20 protein-coding genes and 1 tRNA gene are annotated in these 25,728 nt (G+C 70.3%); 13 read left to right on the top strand and 8 right to left on the bottom strand.

Annotated features, from left to right (window positions below; all coding sequences use genetic code 11):
- Nucleotides 1–33 precede the first annotated feature (33 nt).
- The 4 genes from ABG085_RS12610 to ABG085_RS12595 all read right to left on the bottom strand — a co-directional run bounded on the left by ABG085_RS12610 (nucleotide 34) and on the right by ABG085_RS12595 (nucleotide 6,088).
- Nucleotides 34–948 carry a sugar ABC transporter permease gene (locus tag ABG085_RS12610; RefSeq protein ID WP_347976078.1) on the bottom strand — a complete coding sequence of 305 codons (915 nt, stop codon included), beginning with the start codon at nucleotides 946–948 and terminating at the stop codon, nucleotides 34–36.
- The gene (locus ABG085_RS12605; RefSeq protein WP_347976077.1) at nucleotides 948–2,573 is read right to left on the bottom strand and encodes an ABC transporter permease subunit; all 1,626 of its coding nucleotides are present in this window, start codon (nucleotides 2,571–2,573) and stop codon (nucleotides 948–950) included. Before ABG085_RS12605 ends, ABG085_RS12610 begins: the two co-directional genes overlap by 1 nt.
- 85 nt (nucleotides 2,574–2,658) lie before the next feature.
- Nucleotides 2,659–3,891 (bottom strand): extracellular solute-binding protein, encoded by a 1,233-nt coding sequence (locus ABG085_RS12600; RefSeq protein ID WP_347976076.1) that lies wholly within the window; start codon nucleotides 3,889–3,891, stop codon nucleotides 2,659–2,661.
- 142 nt (nucleotides 3,892–4,033) lie between these two features.
- Nucleotides 4,034–6,088: a beta-galactosidase gene (locus tag ABG085_RS12595; RefSeq protein ID WP_347976075.1), complete on the bottom strand. Its 2,055-nt coding sequence runs from the start codon at nucleotides 6,086–6,088 to the stop codon at nucleotides 4,034–4,036.
- 204 nt (nucleotides 6,089–6,292) lie between these two features.
- Here ABG085_RS12595 and ABG085_RS12590 point away from each other — a divergent pair, with 204 nt between their 5' ends.
- The 3 genes from ABG085_RS12590 to ABG085_RS12580 all read left to right on the top strand — a co-directional run bounded on the left by ABG085_RS12590 (nucleotide 6,293) and on the right by ABG085_RS12580 (nucleotide 10,025).
- Entirely contained in the window at nucleotides 6,293–7,309 is a 1,017-nt protein-coding gene (locus tag ABG085_RS12590; protein ID WP_347976074.1) for a LacI family DNA-binding transcriptional regulator, read from the top strand.
- A gap of 121 nt (nucleotides 7,310–7,430) precedes the next feature.
- Nucleotides 7,431–9,011: a methionine--tRNA ligase gene (gene metG, locus ABG085_RS12585; protein ID WP_347976073.1), complete on the top strand. Its 1,581-nt coding sequence runs from the start codon at nucleotides 7,431–7,433 to the stop codon at nucleotides 9,009–9,011.
- Nucleotides 9,012–9,104: 93 nt separating this feature from the next.
- A complete protein-coding gene (locus ABG085_RS12580; protein ID WP_347976072.1) occupies nucleotides 9,105–10,025 on the top strand; it encodes a TatD family hydrolase in 921 nt (306 codons plus the stop codon).
- A 137-nt stretch (nucleotides 10,026–10,162) separates the two neighbouring features.
- On the opposite strand, the gene ABG085_RS12575 is transcribed toward ABG085_RS12580, so the two are convergent.
- Both ABG085_RS12575 and ABG085_RS12570 read right to left on the bottom strand, forming a co-directional pair.
- On the bottom strand, nucleotides 10,163–11,467 hold the full coding sequence (locus ABG085_RS12575; RefSeq protein ID WP_347976071.1) for an MFS transporter: 1,305 nt from the start codon (nucleotides 11,465–11,467) through the stop codon (nucleotides 10,163–10,165).
- A gap of 45 nt (nucleotides 11,468–11,512) precedes the next feature.
- Nucleotides 11,513–12,976 (bottom strand): sugar porter family MFS transporter, encoded by a 1,464-nt coding sequence (locus ABG085_RS12570; protein WP_347976070.1) that lies wholly within the window; start codon nucleotides 12,974–12,976, stop codon nucleotides 11,513–11,515.
- A gap of 106 nt (nucleotides 12,977–13,082) precedes the next feature.
- On the opposite strand from ABG085_RS12570, the gene rsmA reads away from it, so the two are divergent.
- On the top strand, nucleotides 13,083–13,943 hold the full coding sequence (gene rsmA, locus ABG085_RS12565; RefSeq protein WP_347976069.1) for a 16S rRNA (adenine(1518)-N(6)/adenine(1519)-N(6))-dimethyltransferase RsmA: 861 nt from the start codon (nucleotides 13,083–13,085) through the stop codon (nucleotides 13,941–13,943).
- 119 nt (nucleotides 13,944–14,062) lie between these two features.
- Nucleotides 14,063–14,983 (top strand): phosphodiesterase, encoded by a 921-nt coding sequence (locus tag ABG085_RS12560; RefSeq protein WP_347976068.1) that lies wholly within the window; start codon nucleotides 14,063–14,065, stop codon nucleotides 14,981–14,983.
- Here the strand turns inward: ABG085_RS12560 and ABG085_RS12555 are convergent.
- The gene (locus tag ABG085_RS12555; protein ID WP_347976067.1) at nucleotides 14,931–16,517 is read right to left on the bottom strand and encodes a stealth conserved region 3 domain-containing protein; all 1,587 of its coding nucleotides are present in this window, start codon (nucleotides 16,515–16,517) and stop codon (nucleotides 14,931–14,933) included. The genes ABG085_RS12560 and ABG085_RS12555 overlap by 53 nt on opposite strands.
- A gap of 191 nt (nucleotides 16,518–16,708) precedes the next feature.
- On the opposite strand from ABG085_RS12555, the gene ABG085_RS12550 reads away from it, so the two are divergent.
- The 5 genes from ABG085_RS12550 to ABG085_RS12530 all read left to right on the top strand — a co-directional run bounded on the left by ABG085_RS12550 (nucleotide 16,709) and on the right by ABG085_RS12530 (nucleotide 22,373).
- The gene (locus ABG085_RS12550) at nucleotides 16,709–17,794 is read left to right on the top strand and encodes an aldo/keto reductase (RefSeq protein ID WP_347976066.1); all 1,086 of its coding nucleotides are present in this window, start codon (nucleotides 16,709–16,711) and stop codon (nucleotides 17,792–17,794) included.
- Complete coding sequence (locus tag ABG085_RS12545) at nucleotides 17,791–18,717, top strand: 4-(cytidine 5'-diphospho)-2-C-methyl-D-erythritol kinase (RefSeq protein ID WP_347976065.1); 927 nt, start codon at nucleotides 17,791–17,793, stop codon at nucleotides 18,715–18,717. Before ABG085_RS12550 ends, ABG085_RS12545 begins: the two co-directional genes overlap by 4 nt.
- Nucleotides 18,718–18,750: 33 nt before the next feature.
- Nucleotides 18,751–20,100, top strand: coding sequence for a GNAT family N-acetyltransferase (locus ABG085_RS12540; RefSeq protein WP_347976064.1), 1,350 nt, complete (start codon nucleotides 18,751–18,753; stop codon nucleotides 20,098–20,100).
- A 96-nt stretch (nucleotides 20,101–20,196) separates the two neighbouring features.
- Nucleotides 20,197–20,499 (top strand): DUF427 domain-containing protein, encoded by a 303-nt coding sequence (locus ABG085_RS12535; RefSeq protein ID WP_347976063.1) that lies wholly within the window; start codon nucleotides 20,197–20,199, stop codon nucleotides 20,497–20,499.
- Nucleotides 20,500–20,561: 62 nt separating this feature from the next.
- Nucleotides 20,562–22,373 (top strand): ABC-F family ATP-binding cassette domain-containing protein, encoded by a 1,812-nt coding sequence (locus tag ABG085_RS12530; protein ID WP_347976062.1) that lies wholly within the window; start codon nucleotides 20,562–20,564, stop codon nucleotides 22,371–22,373.
- An 84-nt stretch (nucleotides 22,374–22,457) separates the two neighbouring features.
- Here the strand turns inward: ABG085_RS12530 and ABG085_RS12525 are convergent, their stop codons facing one another.
- Nucleotides 22,458–22,961: a MarR family transcriptional regulator gene (locus ABG085_RS12525; protein WP_347976061.1), complete on the bottom strand. Its 504-nt coding sequence runs from the start codon at nucleotides 22,959–22,961 to the stop codon at nucleotides 22,458–22,460.
- Nucleotides 22,962–23,127: 166 nt separating this feature from the next.
- Here ABG085_RS12525 and ABG085_RS12520 point away from each other — a divergent pair.
- The 3 genes from ABG085_RS12520 to ABG085_RS12510 all read left to right on the top strand — a co-directional run bounded on the left by ABG085_RS12520 (nucleotide 23,128) and on the right by ABG085_RS12510 (nucleotide 25,682).
- Nucleotides 23,128–23,199: transfer RNA gene (locus ABG085_RS12520), tRNA-Gln, on the top strand.
- Between the two features lies 1 nt (nucleotide 23,200).
- Nucleotides 23,201–24,673 carry a bifunctional UDP-N-acetylglucosamine diphosphorylase/glucosamine-1-phosphate N-acetyltransferase GlmU gene (glmU, locus tag ABG085_RS12515; protein WP_347976060.1) on the top strand — a complete coding sequence of 491 codons (1,473 nt, stop codon included), beginning with the start codon at nucleotides 23,201–23,203 and terminating at the stop codon, nucleotides 24,671–24,673.
- The gene (locus ABG085_RS12510) at nucleotides 24,648–25,682 is read left to right on the top strand and encodes a ribose-phosphate diphosphokinase (RefSeq protein ID WP_347976059.1); all 1,035 of its coding nucleotides are present in this window, start codon (nucleotides 24,648–24,650) and stop codon (nucleotides 25,680–25,682) included. The genes glmU and ABG085_RS12510 overlap by 26 nt, the downstream gene beginning before the upstream one ends.
- Nucleotides 25,683–25,728: the final 46 nt, after the last annotated feature.

Below are 25,728 nucleotides of genomic sequence, written 5' to 3'. Positions count from 1 at the left end.
GCTTCGTTGAGGGAGGTGGGGAAAGAGGGCCTGTCAGCCCTTGACGGCGCCCGAGGTCAGGCCGCCGACGATGTAGCGCTGCAGCAGCAGCGTGAGTACGAGGATCGGTATCGCACCCAGCACTGCGCCGGCGGTGAAGAGGCCCCAGTTCGCCGTGAGCTGATCGGACACCCAGCCGTACATCCCGACGGCGAGTGTCCACTGGTCCTCGCTCGTCAACACGATCCGCGAGATCAGGAACTCGGAGTAGGTCGCGATGAACGACAGCAGCGCGACGACGGCGAGGATCGGGGTGACGAGCGGGAAGATCAGACGCCAGAAGATCTGCGCATGGGTCGCGCCGTCGATCTTGGCCGACTCGTCGATCTCGATCGGCACGGTGTTGAAGAAGCCGTACAGGAGGAACGTGTTGGCGCCGAGCACGCCGCCGAAGTAGATGCAGATGATCGCGATCTTCGAATTGAACCCGAGCGCCGGGATGACCTCGCCGAGCGCCAGCAGCATCAGGAAGATCGCGATGAACGCGAGGGCCTGCGGGAACATCTGGATGATGAGGAGGCCCGACAGACTCGCTCGGCGCCCCGAGAAGCGGAACCGCGAGAACGCGTACGCCGCCGCGGCACCCATGAGCACCGACCCGATCGACGTGACGATCGCGATGATGAGCGAGTTGCCCATCCACGTCCAGTACCGGGTGTCGGCGAGGCCGGCGAAGTTGTCGAGGCTGAGGCTGCTGAACAGCCCGGATGCCGCGGACAGAGTGCCGCGCGGGTTCAGCGCCGCCGACAGGGTGTACACGAGCGGGAACGCCGCGTAGAAGACGATGACGACGGCGAAGAGGTACTTCCACCCCACCTCGACGAGCCAGCGACGTCGCCGTGCCCGGGTGCGGTCGCGGCAGGCCCCGGCCTTCGTCGGCACGGTGGTGGTCGCGGTCTGGCTGGACATCATTGGAACTCCTCCAGGCGACGGGTCTGACGGAACGAGATGGCGGCGATGACGCCCACCACGATGAACACGACGATCGCCAGTGCGCTGGCCAGCCCGAAGTCGGCCGCGCCGCCGGAGACGCCCGAGATGTCGTAGATGGCCGAGATGAGGATGTCGGTGTAGCCCAGCCCGTAGGGCGCGCCCGGGATGGGCGGACCGCCGTTGTTGAAGAGGTAGATCACCGTGAAGTTGTTGAAGCCGACGGCGAAGGAGGCGATCGCCAGCGGAGCGGTCGAGACGAGCAGCAGCGGCAGGATGATCGACCAGAAGCGGCGGAACCGTCCCGCACCGTCGATCTCGGCGGCCTCGAGGGCGTCGGTCGGGATCGCCTGCAGGGCGCCCGTGCACACCAGGAACCAGTAAGGGAAGCTCAGCCAGACGTTCACGAACAGCACGGCGAACCGGGCGAGCCACGGGTCTCCCAGCCAGTTGATGTTCGCGCCGAAGAAGAACAGGTCGTTGATCACGCCGAACTCGGCGTTGAACATGCCGCGGAAGACGAGCGCCGAGAGGAACACCGGGAACGCGTACGGGAGGATGAACAGCGTCCGCAGCACCCTGCGGCCGCGCACACGCGGGTCGTTGAACACGAGGGCGAACAGCAGCCCGAGCGCGAAGGGGACGAGCACCGACAGGATCGCGAAGACGAAGGTCCACGCCGCGACCAGCAGGAGCGGTTCGGCGAGCCGGGGATCGGTGAAGATCTTGACGAAGTTGTCGAAGCCCACGCCGACGAACCACCCGGCGGGCAGGCTCGAGCCGTCGTCGGCGACGAAGCTGCCGCGGTCGGTCGCGTGATAGACGGTGCCGTCGGTGGTGTCGGTGATCGTCTGGGCCTGTTCGTCCCAGACGAGCGTCGATTCGTACACCGCGCCGCTCGACCCGTCGCGCGATCGGATCGAGCCGTCGTTCGGGTCGTCTGAGACCGGGACGCGCAGATCGATGACCGTCTGCTGCAGCGCTTGGTCCGACAGCAGCCGGCTGCGCTCGACGATCGTCCAGCCGGGGACGTCGGTCGGCGCGCCCGCGCCCATCTCGCCCACCTCGCTCAGCGGCTCGAGCTCCGACCCGACGAGCACCGTGCCGTCGTCGTTGATCGCGAAGCCGAGCTCGCCGAGTCCGCGCTCCACGACGGCGAGCGGATAGGTGGGGCTGTTCTCGACACGGCGCTCACCCTGGATCAGAGCCGCCTCGACCGCCTGCTCCTGGGTGCCTGCGTGACCCGTCCCGTAGTTGGTGAAGGCGATGTACGCCGTGTAGCCGAAGATGAAGACCTGGAAGGCGAGCAGGAAGATGAGGCCCGGCAGCAGGTACTTCAGAGGCAGCGCGCGCCTGGTGAAGTAGACCACGTCGACCGCGGCGACCAGCACGATCATCGCGCCGAGGATGAACCACGACTCGACCCGGAACGCCGAGATCACGACCATCACGCCGAACGCGTTGACGAGCGCGACCAGGATGAGCTTGACGATGAAGCCCCATCCCACCCCGCGCCATCCGCGCGCGTGCGACTCGCCCGATCGTCGCGGGGTGCGGTCATCGCTCGGGGGCGAGACCTGACCTTCCGCTTCCTTCACCGACATCTGTTCTCCTGTTCGACCGCGAGCGTGTGTGGGGTGGTGGGGTGCGATCCCGGGACGCGTCCGCGCCCCGGGACCGCGAGGAGAGTCAGCCCGCGACGGCCGCCGACAGCTCGGTGATCATCGTGTTCCAGGTCGAGACCGGGTCCTGGCCCGTGATGATCTGCGACTCGGCGGCGTTCCAGTAGTCCCACACCGATCCCATCTCGGGGATCGACGGCATCGGCACGCCGGCCTGCGACGAGGCGAGGAAGCCCGCGATGATCGGGTCCTCCGCGACCTCCTCGGCCAGGGTCGACCACGCCGGGATGCGCGGGTCTGCCTCGTACAGTGCGCGCTGCGCGTCTTCGGTGCCGAGGTAGTTTACGAGGAACTCGTTGGCCAGCAGTGTGTTCTCGCTCTGCGAGCTGAGGTAGAAGCCCTGCACGCCGACGAACGGTGCCGCCTCCTCGCCACCGGCGGAGGGGATCGGGTTCACCGCGACGTTCACGTCGGTGTACTCGCCGATCGCCCACGGACCCTGCACCGTGAACGGCGCCGCACCGCTGTTGAACAGCTCGTTGTTGATCGCGTAGTCGACCGTCGTGGAGATGTAGCCGGTGCCGGCCTCGCCGTTCGCACCGAGCCACGTCGCGAACGCCTCGCCGGCCGCGCCGCCCATGCCGACCTCGGTGGTGTACGAGCCCGATGAGTCCTGCACGAACACCGGGGCGCCGAACGACGTCTGGAAGCCGTACATCAGGTAGCCGTCGCCGGTCTGGCCGTTGGTGCTGATCACGAACGGACGCTCGGCGCCGGAGGCGAGGCCCACCTCGATCATCTCGTCCCACGTGGTGGGCGCTTCCTCGCCCACCAGATCCACGTTCTGGATCAGGGCGAGGGTCTCGAGCGAGTACGGCAGGGCGTACAGCTGGCCCTCGTACGTCATGGCGTCGATGGCGACCTGCTCGAACTCGCTCGCCTTGTCACCGAGGTCGATCGTGTTGACGACGCCGGCCGCGACCAGCGCGCCCAGCCAGTCGTGCGCACCCACGGTGATGTCGGGGCCGTCGCCGGTGGGCACCTGTGCGATGAAGTCGTTGCGGATGTCGTCGAAGTTCTTCTGGACCAACTCGACGGTCGCGCCGGTCTCCTCCTCGAACGTCGCCGCCGCGGCCTCGACCGCGGGCTCGCGGTTCTCGTCGACCCAGATGGTGAGCGTCTGGCCTTCGCCGTCGATCGCCTGCTCGCCGGAGTCGGTGTCCTCGCCGGCTGAGCTGCAACCCGCCAGGAGTGCCGCGGTCGCGAGTACCGCGATGCCGGTGCCGATGTGCTTGCGCATGATGTTCCTTCCAGGAAGTGGTCGAGGCGGCGCTGCTCTCGTGGGTCGCGCCGTCACGACCGGTTGATGTCATTGCCCGGGATGGGGTGCTGCTGTGTGTGTCGACGATCTCGCTGAGACGGCATCCCGGAACCAGGCGAGACTAGGGATTGCCGCTCTTGGCGGAACCACCTCCCCCGGAGTGCGGGAGCGGGGTGCGGACGACCGCGACGCCGCCGGCGGGCACGACGAGCTCGCCATCGACGTCCTGGGCGCTCAGCAGCTCGACGCCGGACACGGCGAGCGGAACGTCGTCATCGCGGTGGTTGATCGCGATCGCGTAGTCCGCGCCGTCGCCGCGGCGGACGACCAGCTCGAGGCCGTCCGGAAGCCCCGAGGGGGAGAGGCCGGCATCCGCGTACACGTCCGACATGACGGTGCGCAGGCCGGCGGCATCCAATCGGGTGCTGATGTACCAGCCGTGCCCGGTGCCGTGCGCGTGCCGGGTGACCGCCGCCTTGCGGGCGCCCGGACCGTCGACGTGGGTGGCGAGGACGTCGGCGCCGTCGAGGACGAGGTCCTCCTGCCACGCGTCCGCGACGAGAGTCGCGGAGGTGGAGCCGTCCCATCGCACGGCGTGGCGCGCGCCTTCGCGAAGGGGCAGGAACTCCTCGACGACGACGCCGAGGGCCTCCCGCAGCGGCGCGACGAAACCGCCCGGATGCACGGCGTCGTTCTCGTCGACGATCGCGGAGAAGAACGACACGACGAGCGTGCCGCCGGCTTCGACGTAGCGCGTCAGCTTCGCGGCGTCGTCGGCGCTGAGCAGGTACTGCGCCGGGGCGATCACGAGCTTGTAGCTCGAGAGGTCATGGCCCGGCAGTGCGAAGTCGACGGTGATGCCGTCGCGCCAGAGGCGCTCGTAGAACGTGCGGATGCGCTCGGCGTGGGACAGCTCGACCGACGGCCGCCACTCGAGGTCCTGGGCCCAGAACGATTCGAAGTCCCACAGGATCGCGACATCCGCCGCCACCCGCGCACCGCGCACCTCGTCGAGGCGTCCGAGCGCCGCACCGAGCTCGACGACCTCCCGCCAGACGCGGGACGAGGTTCCGGCGTGGGGGATCATCGCCGAGTGGAACTTCTCGGCGCCCGAGCGTGACGCGCGCCACTGGAAGAAGAGGATCGCATCCGCCCCGCGTGCGAGGTGGCTGAGCGAGTTGCGGGCCAGCTCACCGGGACGCTTGGCGACGTTGCGGGGCTGCCAGTTCACGGCCGAGGTGGAGTGCTCCATGAGGATCCAGGGCTTCCCGCCGCCGACGGAGCGCGACAGGTCGGCCGCGATCGCGAGCCCGATCTCGCCCTCCGGATCGGCCGCCCAGAGGTAGTGGTCGTCCGAGACGATGTCGACTTCGCCGGCCCAGGCCCACAGGTCGGTCGTCCAGCTCTGGTTGGCCATGAAGTTCGTGGTGACGGGCTGCGGGGCGTGGGCGCGGATAGCATCGCGCTCGGCGCGGAAGCAGGCGCGGAGCTGGTGGTCGGTGAAGCGGGCGAAATCGAGGCGCTGCGCCGGGTTCACGACCGACGGCGCCGCGGCGGGGGCGCCGATGTGGTCCCACTCGCCGTAGTGCTGGCCCCAGAAGGTCGTTCCCCACGCGGTGTTGAGCGCCTCGAGCGAGACGTACTTCTCGCGCAGCCACACGCGGAAGGCGCGCACCGAGTGATCGGAGTAGTCCTCCCCGACGGGCACGCCGTACTCGTTGTGCACGTGCCACATGACGACGGCGGGGTGCGAGCCGTAGCGCTCGGCGAGCGCGGACGCGATGCGCACGATCGCCGCGTGGTACGCGGGAGAAGAGTGCGATGCCATGCCGCGGGCGCCGAAGCCCATCGTGACGCCGTCGCGCGTCACCACGCGGGCATCCGGATGCTCGGCGAAGAACCAGGCCGGGGGAGAGGCGGTGGGGGTGCCGAGGTCGACCGCGATGCCGTTCTCGTGCAGCAGGTCGAGCAGTTCGTCGAGCCACGCGAAATCGAAGACGCCCTCACGCGTCTCGAGGAGCGCCCAGGTGAAGATCCCGACGCTGACCAGGTTGACCCCGGCCACGCGCATGAGTGCGACGTCCTCGCGCCACACTTCGCGGGGCCATTGTTCGGGGGTGTAGTCGCCGCCATAGGCGATTCCCCGGATCTCGGGCCAGCGGTCGGGCGATGCCATGGACACTCCATCGGGTCGGGTGCAGGAACGGTCTGCAGCTCGGGGCGGTCGTCCGGACGGCGCCGACTGTGACCGGTCACAGTTCTACCCGAGCCGATCGATCGATGACGGGCTGCGGCGGGAAGCGTTACGCAACTGTGACCGGTCACAGTCATGATCGTGTCGGCGCTCCTGCGCCGTCGCACGGGGGTAGAGTCGCTGGTCGTGGACGAGACGACGGCCGTGCGGCGCAGACCGACGATTCGCGACGTCGCCGCGGTGGCGGGCGTCTCGCGCGGCACCGTCTCGCGCGTCATCAACGGCGGCCACTGGGTCTCGCCCGACGCACGCGCGGCAGTCGAGGAAGCCATCCGCCGCACCGGCTACACCGCCAACCACGCGGCCCGCAGCCTCGCCACGGGACGGGCAGGCTCCCTCGCGTTCCTGCTCACCGAGCCGCAGCATCTGCTGTTCGACGATCCGACCTTCGCGCTCCTCCTGCGGGGAGCCGCCGAGGCGCTCGCGCAGCGGTCGATGACGCTCGTGCTCCTGGTCGCCGGTACTCCGGCCGAGCGCGCGAACGTCGCGCACTTCGTCAGCACCGGCCACGTCGACGGCGTGCTCTTGATCTCATCGCACGAGGCCGACCCGCTCGTGGACGAGCTCCTGGCGGCCGGCGTGCCGACCGTGTGCTGTGGCATCCCGCTCGGTCACGAGACACAGGTGCCCACGGTGTCGGTCGATGAGATCGGCTCTGCGCGCGAGATGACCCGCTACCTGCGCAGCCGCGGGCATGAGCGCATCGCCATGATCGCCGGCCCTCACGACACCCCTGGCGGGAAGTTCCGCCTCGTGGGCTTCCGTGAGGAGATGGGCGAGCACTTCGACCCCGAGCTGGTCGAGGAGGGCGACTACAGCCAGGAGTCCGGTGCCGTCGCCATGGCGCGGCTGCTCGAGCGCACGACCGACATCGACGCCGTCTTCGCCGCCAGCGACCTCATGGCGGCCGGTGCCGTCGCGGCTCTGCGCCGGGCGGGCCTCCGCGTTCCCGACGACATCGCAGTGGCCGGCTTCGACGACTCCGGACTGGCCGCCACGCACGAGCCTCCGCTGACCACGATGCGCCAGCCGTGGGAACGCCTCAGCAGCGAGATGGTGGCGCAGCTCCTCGACGTCATCGCGGGTGCACGCCCGGGGCCTGTCACGCTGCCGACGACCCTCGTGGTGCGCGAGAGCGCCTGATGTGGCGGGGGTTCGCCGTGCACGAGCGCCCGAGTGTTACATCCGGCCCCTGCCGCGACCCTCGACGACGGCGTCCGGTCACAGCGGCGGCGGCGGCATCCCGTCGAACTAGACTCGTCGGGTGACTTCCGGCCCCTCGTCCTTCTACATCACGACGCCGATCTACTATCCGAGCGACGTGCCCCACATCGGCCACGGCTACACCACCGTGGCGGTCGACACCCTCGCGCGCTGGCACCGCCAGGCGGGCGACGACACCTGGATGCTGACGGGCACCGACGAGCACGGTCAGAAGATGATGCGCGCCGCGTCGGCGAACGGCGTCACGCCGCAGGAGTGGGTCGACAAGCTCGTCACCGAGGCCTGGTTCCCGCTGCTGCAGACGCTGGATGTCGCCAACGACGACTTCATCCGCACGACGCAGCAGCGCCACGAGGAGCGCGTGCAGCAGTTCGTGCAGGCGATCTACGACCGCGGCTACATCTACGCCGGCGAGTACGAGGCGCTGTACTGCGTGGGCTGCGAGGAGTTCAAGCCCGAGTCCGAGATCGTCGACGGCACCGGCGCGTTCGAGGGCCTCAAGGTCTGCGCGATCCACTCGAAGCCGCTCGAGCTGCTCCAGGAGAAGAACTACTTCTTCAAGCTCAGCGAGTTCCAGGACAAGCTCCTCGAGCTGTACTCGGGCGTGCCCGACTTCGTGCGCCCCGAGTCGGCGCGCAACGAGGTCGTCTCGTTCGTCAAGAACGGGCTGAAGGACCTCTCGATCTCGCGCTCCGCGTTCGACTGGGGCATCCCGCTGCCGTGGGACGAGTCGCACGTCATCTACGTGTGGGTCGACGCGCTGCTCAACTACGCCACGGCGATCGGGTACGGCACCGACCCCGAGGAGTTCGCCCGCCGCTGGCCGGCGTACCACATCGTCGGCAAGGACATCCTGCGGTTCCACGCCGTGATCTGGCCGGCGATGCTCATGGCCGCCGGCCTCGAGGTGCCCCGCGGCGTGTTCGCGCACGGCTGGCTGCTCGTCGGCGGCGAGAAGATGTCGAAGTCGAAGCTGACCGGCATCGCGCCCACCGAGATCACCGATGTCTTCGGCTCGGACGCGTACCGGTTCTACTTCCTGTCGGCGATCGCGTTCGGTCAGGACGGCTCGTTCTCGTGGGAGGACCTCTCGGCCCGCTACCAGGCCGAGCTCGCGAACGGCTTCGGCAACCTCGCCTCGCGTACGACCGCCATGGTCGAGCGCTACTTCGAGGGCGTCGTGCCGCCGCCTTCCGACTACACCGCGGCCGATCTGCACATCCAGAAGACGGTGGCGGATGCCGCGGCCGCCGCCGACGCCGCGATCGAGCGCTTCCGCATCGACGAGGCGATCAGCTCGGTGTGGACGATCGTCGACGCGCTGAATCTGTACATCACCGAGAACGAGCCGTGGGCGCTGTCCAAGGACGAGGCCCAGCGCGAGCGTCTCGGCACCGTGTTGTACACCGCGGCTGAGGGCCTGCGGGCGCTCGCGGTGCTGCTGTCGCCGGTCATGCCCGAATCGACCGAGAAGCTGTGGGTGGCGCTCGGCGCCGCCGAGTCGATCGGGCGCCTTCAGGACCAGCGCATCCGCGAGGCCGGCGCCTGGGGAGTGCTGAAGCCCGGCACGTCGGTGAACGGCCTGGCGCCGCTGTTCCCGCGCGTCGAGCAGTCGGTCTGACCCCGCCCCCCCATCCATGTCCCGATTCCGCGCCGTCATGTCCCGAAAAGCCGGCGTCCGGGACCGAAGAGCGCGAGAAAGTGGGACACGTCAGTGAGTGAAGCGACCACCGCGGTCCCGTATCCGGCGGAGGGCTCCGACCCCTCGCAGTACGTCCGCACCCGCGAGAAGGGATCGCGGGACGTCACCTACCCCGACGCCCCGGAGCCGTTGGCGGTGCCGGTCTACGACAACCACGCCCACCTCGAGATCGAGGACGGCGAGGTCGGCCTGTCGCTCGACGAGCAGCTCCAGCGCGCCGGCGAGGTCGGGGTCGTCGGCGTCGTGCAGGCCGGCGGCGACATCGAGTCGAGCCGCTGGTCGGCCTGGGCGGCGGCATCCCATCCCCGCGTGCTGGCGGCCGTCGCGATCCACCCGAACGAAGCGCCCGCGTACGCGGCCGCCGGCCGGCTGGACGAGGCGCTCGCCGTCATCGACGAGCTGGCGGCGCAACCGCGCGTGCGGGCCATCGGCGAGACGGGGCTGGACTTCTTCCGCACCGGCGAAGAGGGTCTGCCCGCCCAGTTCGAGAGCTTCGAGGCGCATATCGGACTCGCGAAGAAGCACGGCATCGCGATGCAGATCCACGACCGCGACGCCCACGACGCCGTGCTCGAGACGTTGGCACGCGTCGGCGCGCCCGAGCGCACCGTCTTCCACTGCTTCTCGGGCGACGACGCCATGGCCCGCATCGCCGCGGAGCGCGGCTACTACCTCTCGTTCGCCGGCAACGTGACTTTCAAGAACGCCCAGAACCTCCGCGATGCGCTCGTGGTGACGCCGCGCGAGCGGATCCTGGTCGAGACGGATGCCCCGTTCCTGACGCCGATCCCGCATCGCGGGCGTCCGAACGCGCCGTATCTCGTGCCGGTGACCGTGCGGTTCATGGCCGCCGAGCTCGACGTCGATCTCGACGAGTTCTGCGCCCAGGTCGCCGCCAACACGCTCGAGGCGTACGGCTCGTTCGAGGACTGACGGGATTCGCCCGCCCAGCCAGAGATTCTCTCCGCGAGACAGGGGATTCGCGGCGAGACCGGGGGCGATGCCCCGGGTCTCGTCGGAAATCCCTTGGTTCGGCGAGACAGGGGATCGGCGGGGCCGCGCGCCGGCGGTCAGTCCGGCAGCGGAAGACCGCCTGCGCCGGGCTCCTCCTCGGTGGCGACGTCCTTCGCGTCCTTCTCGTCCAGCACCGGCTTCGCGGCGGCGATGTGCGAGATCGACCGCCACACCAGCGCGAGCGTGATGGCGGAGCCGGCGAAGGCGAACCACCACGGCGCCGTGGGCCCCCACGTCTGGGCGAGGACCCCGCCGATGAACTGACCGATCACCAGTCCGCCGAAGACCCCCACCATGTTCACCGAGGCGATGCGGCCCTGCAGTTCCATCGGCACGAGACGCTGGCGGACGGTGGTCGAGATCGTCCCCCACACGAAGGCGTACAGGCCGAAGCCGAACATGATGACGAAGGCCACGGCGGGCGAGGTCGTGAGCGCGAACGAGAGGTGCATGAGCACCTCGAGCGACAGGCACACCCGCATCAGCGTCGAGAACGACACGTGCTTCTCGAGCCAGCCGAAGCTGAAGATCGCGATGAATCCGCCGAGCGCCGACGCGGTGGCCAGGGCGCCGTAGCCGACCGGCCCCATGCCGAGGTACTCGGTGGCATACAGCACGAGGACGCCCCACGGGGCGGCCCAGGTGACGTTGAAGACCAGGATGATGATCACCAGCGTGCGCACCGGCGCATTGTGGCGTAGCCACTGCAGACCCTCGCGGATCGCGTGCACCTTGGTGCCTGGGGACGATTCCGGATGCTCGGGGACGGGCGTGCGCGCGATGCGGGAGATCAGGAGCACCGCCAGCGACACGCACAGCACCTGCAGCACGAACGGCCAGAACGAGCCGAGGGCGAACAGGAACGCGCCGAGAGGTGGTCCGGCGAGCTGGTTCGCGACGAGGTAGCCCGCCTGCATGCGCGCGTTGCCGATGCCGAGGTCGGCGGGCTTGACGAGCATCGGCAGCAGTGTGCTGCCGGCCGAGTCGGCGAACACCTCGGCGGTGCCGTAGAGGAAGCTGGTCGCCAGCACGAGCCAGACGGTCGCGTTCCCGGTGAGGAGGAACACCACCAGGGCGAGCACGACGAGCGCCCGCACGCCATTGGCGAGCATCACCAGCCGCCGGCGGTCGTGGTGGTCGGCGACGGCACCGGCGAGCAGGCCGAACAGCAGCCACGGCAGGAACTGCATCATGGCGCCGGCGGCCACGAGGATCGGGGACGACGTGAGCGACGCGATCAGCAGCGGCGCGGCGGCCAGCGCGATGCCGTCGCCCAGGTTGCTCGTCCACGAGGACGCGAGGAGCCACCGGAAATCGGTGCCCAGGCGGCGTGGTGCGATCAGTTCGCCGAGCGAGGGCATCCGTTCATCCTAGAGGGCGAGACGGATGCCGCAGCCGCCGCAGGGTCAGCTCGCCGGCGTCGCGGCGCCCTTGTGCGTGAAGAGCGTCTCGGTCTGCTCGATGTCCATGCCCTTGGTCTCGGGGATGCGCAGCAGCACGTAGAAGAACGACAGGGCGGCGAACACCGCGTACATGCCGTAGGTGAGCGGCAGCGACCACGACGACATCGCGGGGAACGAGATCGTGATGAGGAAGTTCGCGATCCACTGCGCCCCGGCGGCGACGCCGAGCGCCTTGCCGCGGATGCGGCTGGGGAAGATCTCGCCGAGCAGCACCCAGACGAGTGGCCCCCACGACGCGCCGAAGCCCACGACGAACACGTTCGCCGCGATGAGCGCGATCGGCCCCCACGGTGCGGGCAGGGTCACCGCGCCCTCGGCATCCGTCTCGGAGAACACGAACGAGATCGCCATCAGTCCGAGCGACACGGCCATCATGACGGAGCCGGTCAGCAGAATGGGCTTCCGGCCGACGCGGTCGACCAGGAAGATCGCGATGAGCGTCACCAGCACGTTGGTGATCGAGGTCACGACGCTGATCGTGAACGAGTCGCTCTCGTCGAATCCGACCGACTGCCAGAGGCTCGTGGAGTAGTAGAAGATCACGTTGATGCCGACGAACTGCTGGAACACCGACAGGATGATGCCGACCCAGACGATCCGCTGCAGGCCCAGCACGGGCCCCCGCAGCGAGACGCCGGCGTTCTTGCGGTCGCTCTCGATCGCGGTCTGCAGGTCGCGGATGGTGTGGTCGAGATCGGCGGCCGGCACGAGGCGCGAGAAGATCTCCTTCGCCTCGGCGTAGCGTCCCTTCGCGATGAGATAGCGCGGCGACTCCGGCAGGGTGAACGACAGGATGCCGTACACCGCGGACGGGACGACGCCGACCAGGAACATCCAGCGCCACGCCTCGAGGCCGAACCACAGCACCTCGTCGGCGCCGCCGGCGGTGTTGGCGAGGAGCGCGTCCGACAGCAGGGCGGCGAAGATACCCAGGGTGATCGCGAGCTGCTGCAGCGAGGCGAGGCCGCCGCGGATCTGCCGGGGCGCGATCTCGGCGATGTAGGCGGGCGCGACGACGGACGCGATGCCGATGCCGAGACCGCCGATCACGCGCCAGAGCGCCAGGTCCCAGGCGGAGAACGCGAGCCCCGCGCCGATCGAGCTGACGAAGAACATGATCGCGCCCAGGAACATGACCCGCAGACGCCCCCAGCGATCCGACAGGTTGCCGGCGATGATCGCGCCGACCGCGCAGCCGAGCAGTGCGATCGCGACCACGAAGCCGGTGATGACGTCGTTCAGCGCGAAATCCTGCGAGATCGAGTCGACGGCGCCGTTGATCACCGACGAGTCGAAGCCGAACAGGAATCCGCCGACGGCGGCGGCGACCGAGAGGCCGATCGCGCGGCGCCCATACGGGCTGCGGAGGGAGAACGCGTCTGCGGGGATCGATCCGGTCGAACTCATGGTCGTACGCTAGCGGCCGGGTCGCGCGAGGGCGAGGTCATCGGCGGCCGGTCGGCGAACGACGCGCGATCCGGGTTTGCGCACCCGCACGCCGTACAGTGAACGCATGCCCGTGACACTCCTCGGCGCGGCCGAGATCCGTGCCCTCGCCGCCGAACTCGACGTGACGCCGACGAAGAAGCTCGGGCAGAACTTCGTCGTCGACGCCAATACGGTCCGCAAGATCGTGAACGTCGCCGAGGTGGTCCCGGGCGACCGCGTGGTCGAGGTGGGGCCGGGGCTGGGATCGCTGACCCTCGCGATCCTCGAGGCCGGGGCATCCGTCACCGCCGTCGAGATCGACCACCGCCTCGCGGAGCGCCTGCCGGCGACCGTCGCCGCGCACGGCGTCGCGGACGGGGCCCTCACGGTGGTGGACGCCGATGCGCTGCGTGTCACCGAGCTGCCCGGCGACCCCGCGGTGCTCGTCGCGAATCTGCCGTACAACGTGAGCGTGCCGGTGCTGCTGCACTTCCTCGAGCACTTTCCCGGTCTCGACCGCGGCGTCGTGATGGTGCAGGCGGAGGTGGGGGAGCGGCTCGCCGCCCCGCCGGGCTCGAAGGTGTACGGCGCCCCCAGCGTCAAGGCCGCCTGGTACGGCCCGTGGCGACTGGCGGGCACGGTTTCGCGACAGGTCTTCTGGCCCGTCCCCAATGTCGACAGCGTGCTGGTCGGGTTCCGCCGGGACGCCGAGCCGCGCGGTGACGAGGCCCTGCGGCGGAGGACGTTCGGCATCGTCGACGCGGCCTTCCAGCAGCGGCGCAAGATGCTGCGGCAGGCGACCTCCGCGGTCCTCGGTGGCTCCGCGGCCGCCGCGTCCGCGGTGCTGGAGAAGGCCGGGGTGGCGCCGACCGCGCGCGGCGAGGACCTCTCCATCGACGATTTCGTCCGCATCGCCCAGGCGGCCGGAGATCCCGACGCGGTGTGAGTTTGGTCATTGTTCACCGTGTGGTGACCGGATGGCCCGAAACATGCCGGTAACATTTCTGCCGTCCGCCGTCCCGCTCCACGGGCAGCTTGCCTCGCGGCGGACCGGAGTGAACCGACATGCGACCCGCAGAGCATCCGGCCCCTGAACGCATCCTGCTGCACATCAGCGACACCCACCTGCGCGCGGCGTCCACGCCGCGTCTGTTCGACGCGCTCGACGGGGCGGCCCAGCTGACGCGAGCGCTGGACGTCATCGAGGAGTCGGGCGTGCGGCCCGACGCGGTGGTCTTCACCGGCGACCTCGTCGACCTCGGGGAACGCGGCGCCTATGCGGATCTGCGCGCCCTCGTCGAGCCGTTCGCCGAACGCATCGGGGCGCGCGTGCTCTGGGTGATGGGCAACCACGACGATCGCGCGGCGTTCCGCGCCGAGCTGCTGGACGAGGCATCCGATCGTCGTCCCGTCGACCGCGTCGACGAGCTCGACGGGCTCCGCGTCGTCACCCTCGACACCAGCGTTCCCGGTCACCACTACGGCGAGCTGCGCGATGAGCAGCTGGCGTGGCTGAGGGAGGTGCTCGCCACCCCGGCGCCGCTCGGCACCATCGTGGCGATGCACCACCCGCCGGTCCCGGCCGTGCTGCCCCTCGCTGCGAGCGTCGAGCTGCGCGATCAGTCACGGCTCGCGGCGGTGCTCCGCGGCACCGACGTGCGTGCCATCATCGCCGGCCACCTGCACTACTCCACCTTCGCCACCTTCGCCGGCATTCCGGTGTCGGTCGCATCCTCCACCTGCTACGCGCAGGACCTCACGGTTCCCGTGGGCGGCACCCGCCCCCAGGACGGCGCGCAGGCCTTCAACCTCGTGCACGTCTACGACGACACCGTCGTGCACTCGGTCGTGCCCGTCGACGCGCCGCGGACCCTGGAGTACATCGACGCCGACGAGGCGCAGCGCCGGCTGCGCGCCGCCGAGGTCGCGCCGCTCAGCGTCGTCCGGAGGGATGCGCCGACCGAGCCGATTCCTCTGCTGCGCTGAGCTCGGCGCGCTCCCACGGCGCCCGCACCGGGAACATGCGCTCCAGCGAGTCGCGGAGGCTCCGCACCCGGACGTCCTCGGGGACCTCGGCGTTGCCGCCGTCGTTGAGGCAGAACATGTCGACGTCGGTCCGCTCGGCGAGGCGCTGCATGCGCCGGAGCCCCGACGCCATGGTGGTCTGCGCGTACCGCACGCGCGGCTCGTGGGTGGCGACCGCCCGCCCGGTCATGAGGGCGTAGTAGTGGTAGAGGCTGTTGGTGACCGAGATGTCGGTGGCGGAGCGGAAGCGGGATGCCGCGGTCCGCGCGAAGTCGTCGGGGAAGGCCTCCTCGAGCTCGGCCATGACGCTCCTGCGCAGCGGCGTCGCGCAGTGGTCGAGGTCGCGGACGATCGTGCGGCCGAATCGCTCGCTCAGCAGGGCGCGGTTGACGCGGAGCCCGTTGTCGTGGCCGCTGCGATGCGACGCCGGCGCGCCGGCCCCGATCCGCACCTCGCACTCGACGAACTTCGTCACGCCGGCCGGGGTGAAGAAGAGCTCGGGCTCGACCAGGCGGCCGAAGAACATGTCGTCGTTGGAGTACAGGAAGTGCTCGGCGAGGCCCGGGATGCGGTGCAGCTGCGCCTCGACGGCGTGCGAGTTGTGGGTGGGCAGCACCGAGGGGTCGGCGAAGAACTCCTCGCTGCGGACGATGGTCACCTTCGGGTGCTCGAGCAGCCAGGACGGCGCCGGCGAGTCGGTCGCGATGAAGATCCGTCGCACCCAGGGCGCGTACATGTGGACGCTCCGCAGCGCGTAGCGCAGCTCGTCCACGTGACGGTAGCGCGCGGGGCCGTCGTCGCCGTCGCCGACGACGTACTCGGCCATCTGGGCGGCGCGCATGCGCTGGAAGGCGCTCGATGAGCCGTCCACCCACGAGAAGACGAGGTCGACCTCTTCGGTGAACTCGTGCGGCTGCGGGTCGAACATGCCGTCCAGCGTCCGCCACGCGCGCCCGTACCGCTCGACGGTCGTGTAGGTGAGATCGTCGGCGGGCGTGAGCTTGCGCGTGAGGGCGTTGTCGTGGGGCGCCTCGACGACGTCGTCGGCGAAGCGCCAGAACTCGAGGTGGGCGCCGAGGGCGGCGGTGTAGCGGAGCGTGCCGTTGCGGCTGATGCGCGGCCGGTAGACGCGGACGCCGGACGGGGCAGCGGGGAACGGCGAGGCGTCCGAGGCGAGCACGGGCGGACGCCCCTTCGCCTTGATGTACACGGGCTCCGTCGCGCAGAGGCCGGCGAGCGCGGTGAGCGCGCTGTCGCGATCGGCGAGGTCGACGGCCAGCGCGGGGATCGCGCGATCGTGGCGGATCAGGGTCACGGAGATGCCGGCTGCCTCCAGGGCGCCGGCGACGAGCAGGAGATCCGTCGTGCGGGCCTCGACCGGCGTGACATCGTCGTGCACGACGTGCAGGATGCCGCGGTCGATGGCGATGTCCGCGCGCTCCAGCAGTCCCGTCCATGTGAGGGCGGGCTGCGGCAGAGCCGAGAGTGCGGCCATATTTCCTCCTTCGCTGGCGACGCGGTGTCGCCGTCCGGTGTGGTCACCTTAGGCATCATCCGTTACGAAGACGTTTCCGACCGCATCCTTGACATGCCGGCACCGCGTGTGCCCCTGTGCCGGGGCGCGGCGGGAGGCACACGCCGCGGGCGCCACCTGCGCGCCGCACGCCGCGCCGATAGCCTGGACCGGTGACCGAAGACGCGCGCTACCTGTCCCGTGGAGGAGACCTCCACCGCCCCTACGCCGCCGCCGACGACCGCTACGCTTCCACGGGCTCCGCGGCAGGAGGGGAGTACCGCCGCGTCGGCACGTCGGGCCTCACCCTCCCTCCCGTGTCGCTCGGCCTCTGGTGGAACTTCGGCGACAACATCCCGTTCGACAACCAGCGAGCCCTGCTGCGCCACGCGTTCGACCGTGGCATCACCCACTTCGATCTCGCCAACAACTACGGCCCGCCGTACGGCAGCGCCGAGACGAACTTCGGCCGCATGATGCGCGAGGACTTCGCGCCGTACCGTGACGAGCTCATCATCTCGTCGAAGGCCGGCTACGACATGTGGCACGGTCCGTACGGCAACGGCGGTGCGCGCAAGTACCTGCTCGCCAGCGCGGAGCAGTCCCTGCAGCGCCTCAGCATCGACTACGTCGACATCTTCTACTCGCACCGCGTCGACCCCGACGTCCCCGTCGAAGAGACCGTGGGCGCGCTCGACACCCTGGTGCGTCAGGGCAAGGCGCTGTACGTCGGCATCTCGTCCTACAGCGCGGAGCGGACGGCGGCGGCGGCCGCCGTCGCCCGATCGCTCGGCACGCCGCTGGTGATCCACCAGCCGTCGTACTCGATCCTCAACCGCTGGGTCGAAGACGGCCTGACCGGGGTGCTGCGGCAGGAGGGCATGGGGGCGATCGCGTTCACGCCGCTGGCGCAGGGCCTGCTCACCGACAAGTACCTCGGCGACGGCTCGGCCGAGCGTGCGCAGCAGCGGGCGTCGCTTCCCAGCGGGTCGCTGAGCGAGAAGGGCCTGTCGACGCTCCGCTCACTCGACGTCATCGCGAAGGAGCGGGGGCAGACGCTCGCCCAGATGGCGATCCAGTGGGTGCTGCGCGACCCCGTGGTCGCGTCCGCCCTGATCGGCGCGTCGCGTCCGGCGCAGCTCGATGAGAACCTCAAGGCCCTCGAGGGCCCGGCGTTCGACACCGAGGAGCTGGAGCGCATCGACGCGCTGTCGGATGGCATCGACGTGGATCTCTGGGCGGAATCGGCGAACCGGTGACGCAGGCCCTCGCCGCCGACGGCGTCCGGGTGCGGGCGCCGGGAAAACTGAACCTCTTCTTCGAGGTCGGCGGTGTGCACGACGACGGCTACCACGACGTCGCGTCGGCGTATCAGGCGGTGTCGCTGTACGAGGACGTGTGGGCTTCGCCCTCCGACGAGTTCACGGTGGCGATCTCGGGCACCGTCGACGTGACCGGAGTGCCGGCCGACGACCGCAATCTCGCGGTGCGCGCGGCGCGGCTCGTGGCGCAGCGCATCGGGTACGACGGCGGCGTGCACCTCGACATCGTCAAGCACGTGCCGGTCGCGGGCGGCATGGGCGGCGGATCGGCGGATGCCGCGGCCGCCCTCGTCGCGTGCGACGCGCTGTGGGGTGCCGAGCTGGGCACCGCCGAACTGCACAAGCTCGCCTCCCGGCTCGGCGCCGACGTGCCGTTCGCCCTCATGGGGGGGACGGCGATCGGGACCGGCCGCGGCGACCAGCTGAGCCCCGCCCTCGCGAAGGGCCGGTTCGACTGGGTCGTGGTGCCGTCGAAGGCCGGACTGTCGACGCCCGAGGTGTACGCGCACCTCGACGAGCTTCGGGTGCGCCCCGATATCGCCACCGCAGCCCGCGTCCCCGCCGTCGATCCCACGGTGCTGCAGGCGCTGCGCGCCGGCGACCCGGTCGCGCTCGCCGAGCACACCCGCAACGACCTCCAGATCGCCGCGCTGTCGATGCGGCCGCAGCTGCGCGAGGTGCTGGAGCTGGGCGAGGAGTCCGGTGCGCTGGCCGGGCTGGTGTCGGGGTCCGGCCCTACGCTGGCCTTCCTGGCGGTCGATCCCGAGTCGGCACTCGAACTGCAGATCACGTTGTCGGCCGCCGGGTACGAAGCGCTCCATGTGCACGGGCCGGTGGCCGGTGCACGCGTGGTGGCGTGAGACCGGCGTCCTGAGCCCCGAGAGGAAGACCCCATGAACACCGTCGATTCCACGCGCGTTGCCGGCGAGTCCGAGCGCGCCGCGTTCCGCGGCGGACCCGTGGACGAGCAGTCCCGCACGCGGCTCGCCGCGAACGGCCTCGACTACCGCCGGCTCGAGGTCGAGGGCGACGGGTTCGTCGGCTGGCTCCAGTCCGTCGCGCGAGGCTTCCAGGACGGCGAGCGCACCGATGAGCAGATCTCGGCGTCTCGCGACCGCAGCGGCTTCCGCCGGCTCACCGGGGTGTACGACCCCGCGGGTCCGATGGCCGACGCCCCGGTGGCGACCATCGCGTCCTGGCTCGGCGAACTCACCGTGCCGGGCGGTGCGGCGATCGCATCGTGCGCGATCTCGGCGGTGACCGTCGCGCCGACGCATCGTCGCCGCGGCGTCGCCCGGGCGATGCTGGAGGGCGAATTGCGCGCCACTCAGGCCGCCGGGATCCCGATGGCGATGCTCACGGTCAGCGAGTCCCCGCTCTACGGCCGCTACGGGTTCGCCCCGGCGGCGGCGGGCGCATCGTGGCAGATCGAGACCAAGCGCGCGGCGTGGATCGGCCCGCAGCCCGCCGGGCGCGTCGACTTCGTGACCCGCGAGCGGGTGCGTGAGCTCCTGCCGGCGCTGCACGAGCGGGTGCGCCACCGCTTCCCGGGCGAGATCGATGTGCCGGGCAGCCACTGGGACGGGTTCGCCGGCACGAATCCGGCCGCCGAGAAGGTCGGCGAGAAGCGCGCCGTCCAGTACACGGATGCCGAGGGCGAGGTGCGCGGTGCTGCGGTCTACGCCGTGCGCGAGAACCACGACGACTTCACCAAGGCGACGGTCACGGTTCACTACCTCCTGGCCGAGACCGACGACGCGTACGCCGCGCTCTGGCGGTTCCTCCTCGAGCTCGACCTGGTCGCCGAGGTGCACGCGGGAGAGCTCTCGATCGACGAGCCGCTGCTCTGGATGATCGCCGACCAGCGGGCGGCCAAGGTGACGGTGCGCGACCACCAGTACGTGCGGATCATCGACGTGGCGGCATGCCTCGAGACGCGTCGCTACGGCGGTGCGGGCACACTCGTGCTCGACGTGTCCGACCCGCTCGGGCTCTCGAGCGGGCGGTATCTGCTCGAGGTCGACGCCGACGGCGTCGGACGTGTGACGACTCTCGCCGACGGCGAGTCGCCCGACGGGGCGGTGGAGGTCGCGCTCGGCATCACGGAGCTGTCGGCCACCTACCTCGGAGCGGTCTCAGCGGCGACACTCGCCGCGGCGGGACGTGTGAAGACGACGGATGCCGCGGCCGCTGCGCGCGTGCTGGGCTGGCACACCGCGCCGCGGCTGAGCATCTGGTACTGACTCCGCGTCGCGCAGCGCGCGCCACCTCCGGCGGGAACACATCCGCGCCAGGGCCGGTTCGTCCTCTGGGGGCAGACCAACCCACCTGGAGGAATGATGAAGGCTGTGCTGAACGGCGTGGTGATCGCCGAGGCCGACAAGGACGACCTCGTCCGCATCGAGGGCAATTGGTACTGGCCGCCCGTGGCGGTCGCGAAGGGCGCCCTCGTCGAGAGCGCGACGCCGTACACCTGCCCCTGGAAGGGTGAGGCCCAGTACTTCAGCGTCCGTGCCGGTGACGGCGAGCACCCCGACCGCGCGTGGTCGTACCCGACGCCGCACTCGAGCGCCGTTGCGCGCGTCGGCGCCGACTTCTCGGGCTACGTGGCATTCGACCGCGCGGTGCAGATCGCCGACTGACCGGGTCTCCTCGGCTCCCCGCGCGCGGCCGGGCCCCGCACCTCGCCTAGCCTGGAGGGGACATGGCACATCTTCTGGGGGCCGAGGCCCTGCATCTGGAGTTCCCGACGAAGGTCGTCTTCGACCGGGTCTCGCTCGGCATCGACGAGGGCGACCGCATCGGCGTCGTCGGCCGCAACGGCGACGGCAAGTCGAGCCTGCTGGCGATGCTCGCCGGCCGGCTCGACCCCGACGGCGGTCGCGTGACGGTGCGCGGCGGCATCCGTGTCGGCGTGCTCGACCAGGCCGACACGCTGGACGACACGCTCACGGTGCACCAGGCCGTGGTCGGCGATCGTCCCGACCACGAGTGGGCCGGTGACGCCCGCGCGCGCGATGTCATCGCGGGGCTGCTGGGCGACCTGCCGTGGGACGGACCCGTCGCGGGGCTGTCGGGCGGCCAGCGCCGGCGCGTCTCGCTCGCGACGCTGCTCGTGGGCGACCATGACGTGCTCTTCCTCGACGAGCCCACCAACCACCTCGACGTCGAGGCCATCTCGTGGCTCGCCGAGCACATCAAGGGCCGCTGGCCCGCCAGCCAGGGCGGCCTCCTGGTCGTGACGCACGATCGCTGGTTCCTCGACGAGGTGTGCAACACCACGTGGGAGGTGCACGACCGGATCGTCGAGCCGTTCGAGGGCGGCTACGCGGCGTACATCCTGCAGCGCGTGGAGCGCGACCGCCAGTCGGCGGTGATCGAGCAGCGGCGCCAGAACCTGGCCCGCAAAGAGCTCGCGTGGCTGCGTCGTGGCGCTCCGGCCCGCACGTCCAAGCCGAAGTTCCGCATCGACGCCGCCAACGTCCTCATCGCCGACGTCCCCGAGATCCGCGACGCGACCGAGCTGCGCTCGCTCGCCGTCTCGCGCCTCGGCAAGGACGTCGTCGACCTCCTCGACGCGGCCGTCGCCTACGACGGCCGCGAGGTGCTGCATCCGGTCGAGTGGCGGATCGCGCCCGGCGAGCGCACCGGGATCCTCGGCATCAACGGCGCCGGCAAGTCGACCCTGCTGGGCCTGGTGTCGGGCGATGTCGAGCCCACGTCGGGGCGGGTGAAGCGCGGAAAGACCGTGAAGGTCGCCACGCTCACACAGCGCCTCGACGAGCTCGAGGAGCATCTCAACGATCCGGTGCGCGTCGTCATCTCGCGCCTGCGCACGACCTACACGTTCGGGGCCGGCTCCAAGGCGCAGGAGCTCACCCCGGGCCAGCTGCTCGAGAGCATGGGCTTCCAGAGCGCGCAGCTCTCGACGCCGGTGAAGGACCTCTCCGGCGGTCAGAAGCGGCGGCTGCAGCTGCTGCTGATCCTGCTCGAGCAGCCGAACGTGCTCATCCTCGATGAGCCCACGAACGACCTCGACACCGACATGCTCGCCGCCATCGAAGATCTGCTCGACTCCTGGCCGGGAACGCTCCTCGTCGTGTCGCACGACCGGTACTTCATCGAGCGCGTCACCGACCAGCAGTACGCGATCCTCGACGGCCACCTGCGCCACCTCCCGGGAGGCGTCGACGAGTACCTGCGGCTGCGCGCCCGGGCACTGAGCGAGCGCGACGACACGAAACGCGGTGCCGGAACGGATGCCGCAGCCCCCGCATCCGCGTCGCCCTCGCTGTCGGGAGCCGACCTGCGCGCCGCGCAGAAGGAGGTGTCCGCGCTCGAGCGTCGGCTCGAGAAGCTCGAGTCGCAGATCAGTGCCGCCCGCATCGGGCTCGCCGACCACGACCAGGCGGACTATGTGGGCCTCGGAGCGGAGATGGCGCGCATCGGCGAGCTCGAGAAGGAGCGCGACGGCGTCGAGGAGCGCTGGTTCGAGCTCACCGAGCAGCTCGGGTGAGCGTCCCTGAGCGTGAAAGACCCGGGCAGGATCGGCGATATCCGCGCCTCGGCGGGCTGATCTGCTCGATCCAGCCCGGACATTTCACGCGGTCGCGTCGAAGCCCAGGCTGAGTTTGCGCAGCAGGGCGGCGAGCCGCTCGCGGTCTCCCCGCGAGAGCGTGTCGAGGAGAAGCGCCTCGGCGTCGACGAGTCGCGTGATCGCGGCATCCACCCGGATCTTCCCCTCGTCGGTGAGCGTGACCAGCACGCTGCGACCGTCGTCGGGGTCCGACTCGCGGCGCACCAGCCGGCGGCCGACCAGGCGATCGATGCGGTTGGTCATCGTGCCGCTCGACACGAGGGTCTGCTGCAGCAGCTGCTTGGGGCTCAGCTGGAACGGCTCGCCGGCCCGCCGCAGGGCTGACAGCACATCCCACTCCCACGGCTCGAGCTCGCTGCGGCGGAAGGCGTCGCGGCGCGCGCGGTCGAGGTGCCGTGAGAGCCGGTCGACGCGCGAGAGCACGCCCAGCGGCGAGAAGTCGAGGTCGGGGCGCTGCGTCGTCCACGCCTCGACGATGCGATCCACCTCGTCGCTCTGCGCCGTCATGCCCTCATTATGGCGGTCCGGTCCCCGCCGACGCCGCCGTTCGGGTGGTGCGACGGGCGGCATCGCGAGCGCATCACGGCGTGTCGTGACACCCGAGTGCGGGCCGAGCCCGGCGAGAGGGTCTGGCAGACTTGTCGGGCGGCATCCGGACCACCGGGCGCCGTGGTCCGCCGTGGTGTAATGGCAGCACGACAGCCTTTGGAGCTGTGAGGCCCAGGTTCGAGTCCTGGCGGCGGAGCATGACCGACACCCCCCGCGACAGCGCTCTGGCCGTCATCGTCCTCGCCGCCGGCCAGGGCACCCGCATGAAGTCCGCGCTGCCGAAAGTGCTGCACCGCATCGGCGGCCGCCCGCTCGTCGGGCACGTGCTCGACACCGCCCTCGCCCTCGAGCCGGAGCGCGTCGTGGTGGTCGTGCGGCACGAGCGCGACCTGGTCGCGGGTGCCGTCGTGGAGGCGGCGCCGGGCGTCATCGTGGTCGACCAGGACGAGATCCCGGGAACCGGCCGTGCGGTCGAGATGGCCCTCGACGCGCTCGACGACTTCGCCGGAGACGTCCTCGTGCTGAGCGGCGACGTGCCGCTCCTCGATGCCGACACGCTGGCCGAGCTTCTGCGCCGGCACCGCGACGGTGCCGTCGCCGCGACGGTGCTCAGCGCGTCGCTCGACGACCCCACCGGCTACGGCCGCGTCATCCGCGACGCCGACGGCGCCGTGTCGCGGATCGTGGAGCAGAAGGACGCGGCGGCGGATGAGGCATCCGTCTCCGAGATCAACGCGGGGGTGTACGTCTTCCAGATGCAGGCTCTCCGCACCGAGCTGGCGCTCGTCGGAACCGCCAACGCGCAGGGCGAGAAGTACCTGACCGACGTGGTCGCGCTGCTGCGCGGCGATGGCCTCGCCGTGGCGGCCCAGACCGCTCCGGATGCCGCCGCCGCCCTGGGCGTCAACGACCGCGTGCAGCTGGCCGAGGCCGCCCGCCTGCTCAACGCCCGCACCGTGCGCCGCTGGCAGCTGGAGGGCGCGACGATCCTGGACCCCGCGACGACGTGGATCGACGTGACCGCGACGCTCGCCCCCGACGTCACGGTGCTCCCCAACACGCACATCCTCCGGTCCACGACGATCGCGACCGGTGCCGTCGTCGGACCCGACACGAGCCTCGTCGACTGCGAGGTGGGCGAGGACGCCACCGTCACCCGCACCGACGCGACGCTCGCCGTCATCGGCGCCCGCGCGACCGTCGGTCCGTTCGCGTACCTCCGGCCGGGCACCTACCTCGGCGAGAACGGCAAGATCGGCACGTTCGTCGAGACGAAGAACTCCACGATCGGCGAGGGCAGCAAGGTGCCGCACCTGTCGTACATCGGCGACACCACGATCGGCCGCGGGGTCAATCTCGGCGCGGGCGCGATCACCGCGAACTACGACGATCTGACCAAGCACCGCACCGAGATCGGCGACGAAGTCCACACCGGCTCGCATAACGTCTTCGTGGCGCCCGTTAGGATCGGAGACGGCGCGAAGACGGGGGCGGGGGCGGTCATCCGCAAGGATGTGCCCGCCGGTGCCCTCGCTCTCAGCGTCGCCCCTCAGCGCAACGTCGAGGGGTGGGTCGAGCAGAACAGACCGGGTACCGGAGCGGCGGATGTCGCCGCCAAGGCCCGCAGCGCACAGAAGGCGGACGATGTCGCGCAAGAAGAAGACCGTTGAACTCGACCGGGCGAATGACATCGCCCCCGGCCTCGTCGCCAAGACGAAGAAGCGGCTCGTCATCGCACGCGGGAGCTCGCACCCCGAGCTCGCGGCACAGGTCGCCGAGCAGCTGAGCACGGAGCTGGTGCCGACCGAGTACCGCACCTTCGCCTCGGGCGAGATCCTGACCCGGTTCGAGGTCTCGATCCGCGGCTGCGACCTCTTCCTCATCCAGAGCTTCGGCCCGCCGGTCAACGAGTGGATGATGGAGACCCTCATCATGCTCGACGCGGCCAAGCGCGCGTCGGCCAAGCGCATCACCGTCGTGGCGCCGTACTTCCCCTACTCCCGTCAGGACAAGAAGGGCCGCGGCCGCGAGCCGATCAGCGCGCGACTGGTCGCCGATCTCTTCAAGACCGCCGGGGCCGACCGCATCATGAGCGTCGACCTGCACGCCGCGCAGATCCAGGGCTTCTTCGACGGTCCGGTCGACCACCTGTTCGCCAAGCCCGTGCTGCTGGAGTACTTCCAGAACACCCTCAGCGAAGCCGACCGCGAGCGCCTCACCGTCGTCTCGCCCGACACCGGACGGGTGCGCGTCGCCGACCAGTGGTCCGACAGCCTCGGCGCCCCGCTGGCGATCATCCACAAGCGCCGCGATCCCAACGTCGCCAATCAGGTCACCGTCAACGAGATCGTCGGCGCGGTCGAAGACCGCGTCTGCCTGCTGGTCGACGACATGATCGACACCGGCGGCACGATCGTCAAGGCGGCCGAGGCGCTCAAGGCCAACGGCGCGACGCGGGTCATCGTCGCCGCGACGCATGCGATCTTCAGCGATCCGGCGGCCGAGCGGCTGCAGAGCCCCGCGATCGACGAGGTCGTCGTGACCGACACGGTGCCCATCCCCGACGAGAAGCGGTTCCCGAGCCTTACGATTCTGCCTATCGCCCCGCTGCTCGCACGGGCGATCCACGAAGTGTTCGAGGACGGCTCCGTCACCAGCATGTTCGACGGGGCGGCCTGACGCCGGCACCGGGTCTCACCGACCGACTCCGGGGCGGCGACGGAAG

Origin of the sequence: Microbacterium sp. ProA8, assembly GCF_039905635.1 — a bacterium.
GTDB classification, from domain to species: Bacteria; Actinomycetota; Actinomycetes; order Actinomycetales; family Microbacteriaceae; genus Microbacterium; species Microbacterium chionoecetis.
Note: the sequence above shows the minus strand (reverse complement) of the source record. Positions and strands in the feature narration are given on the sequence as shown.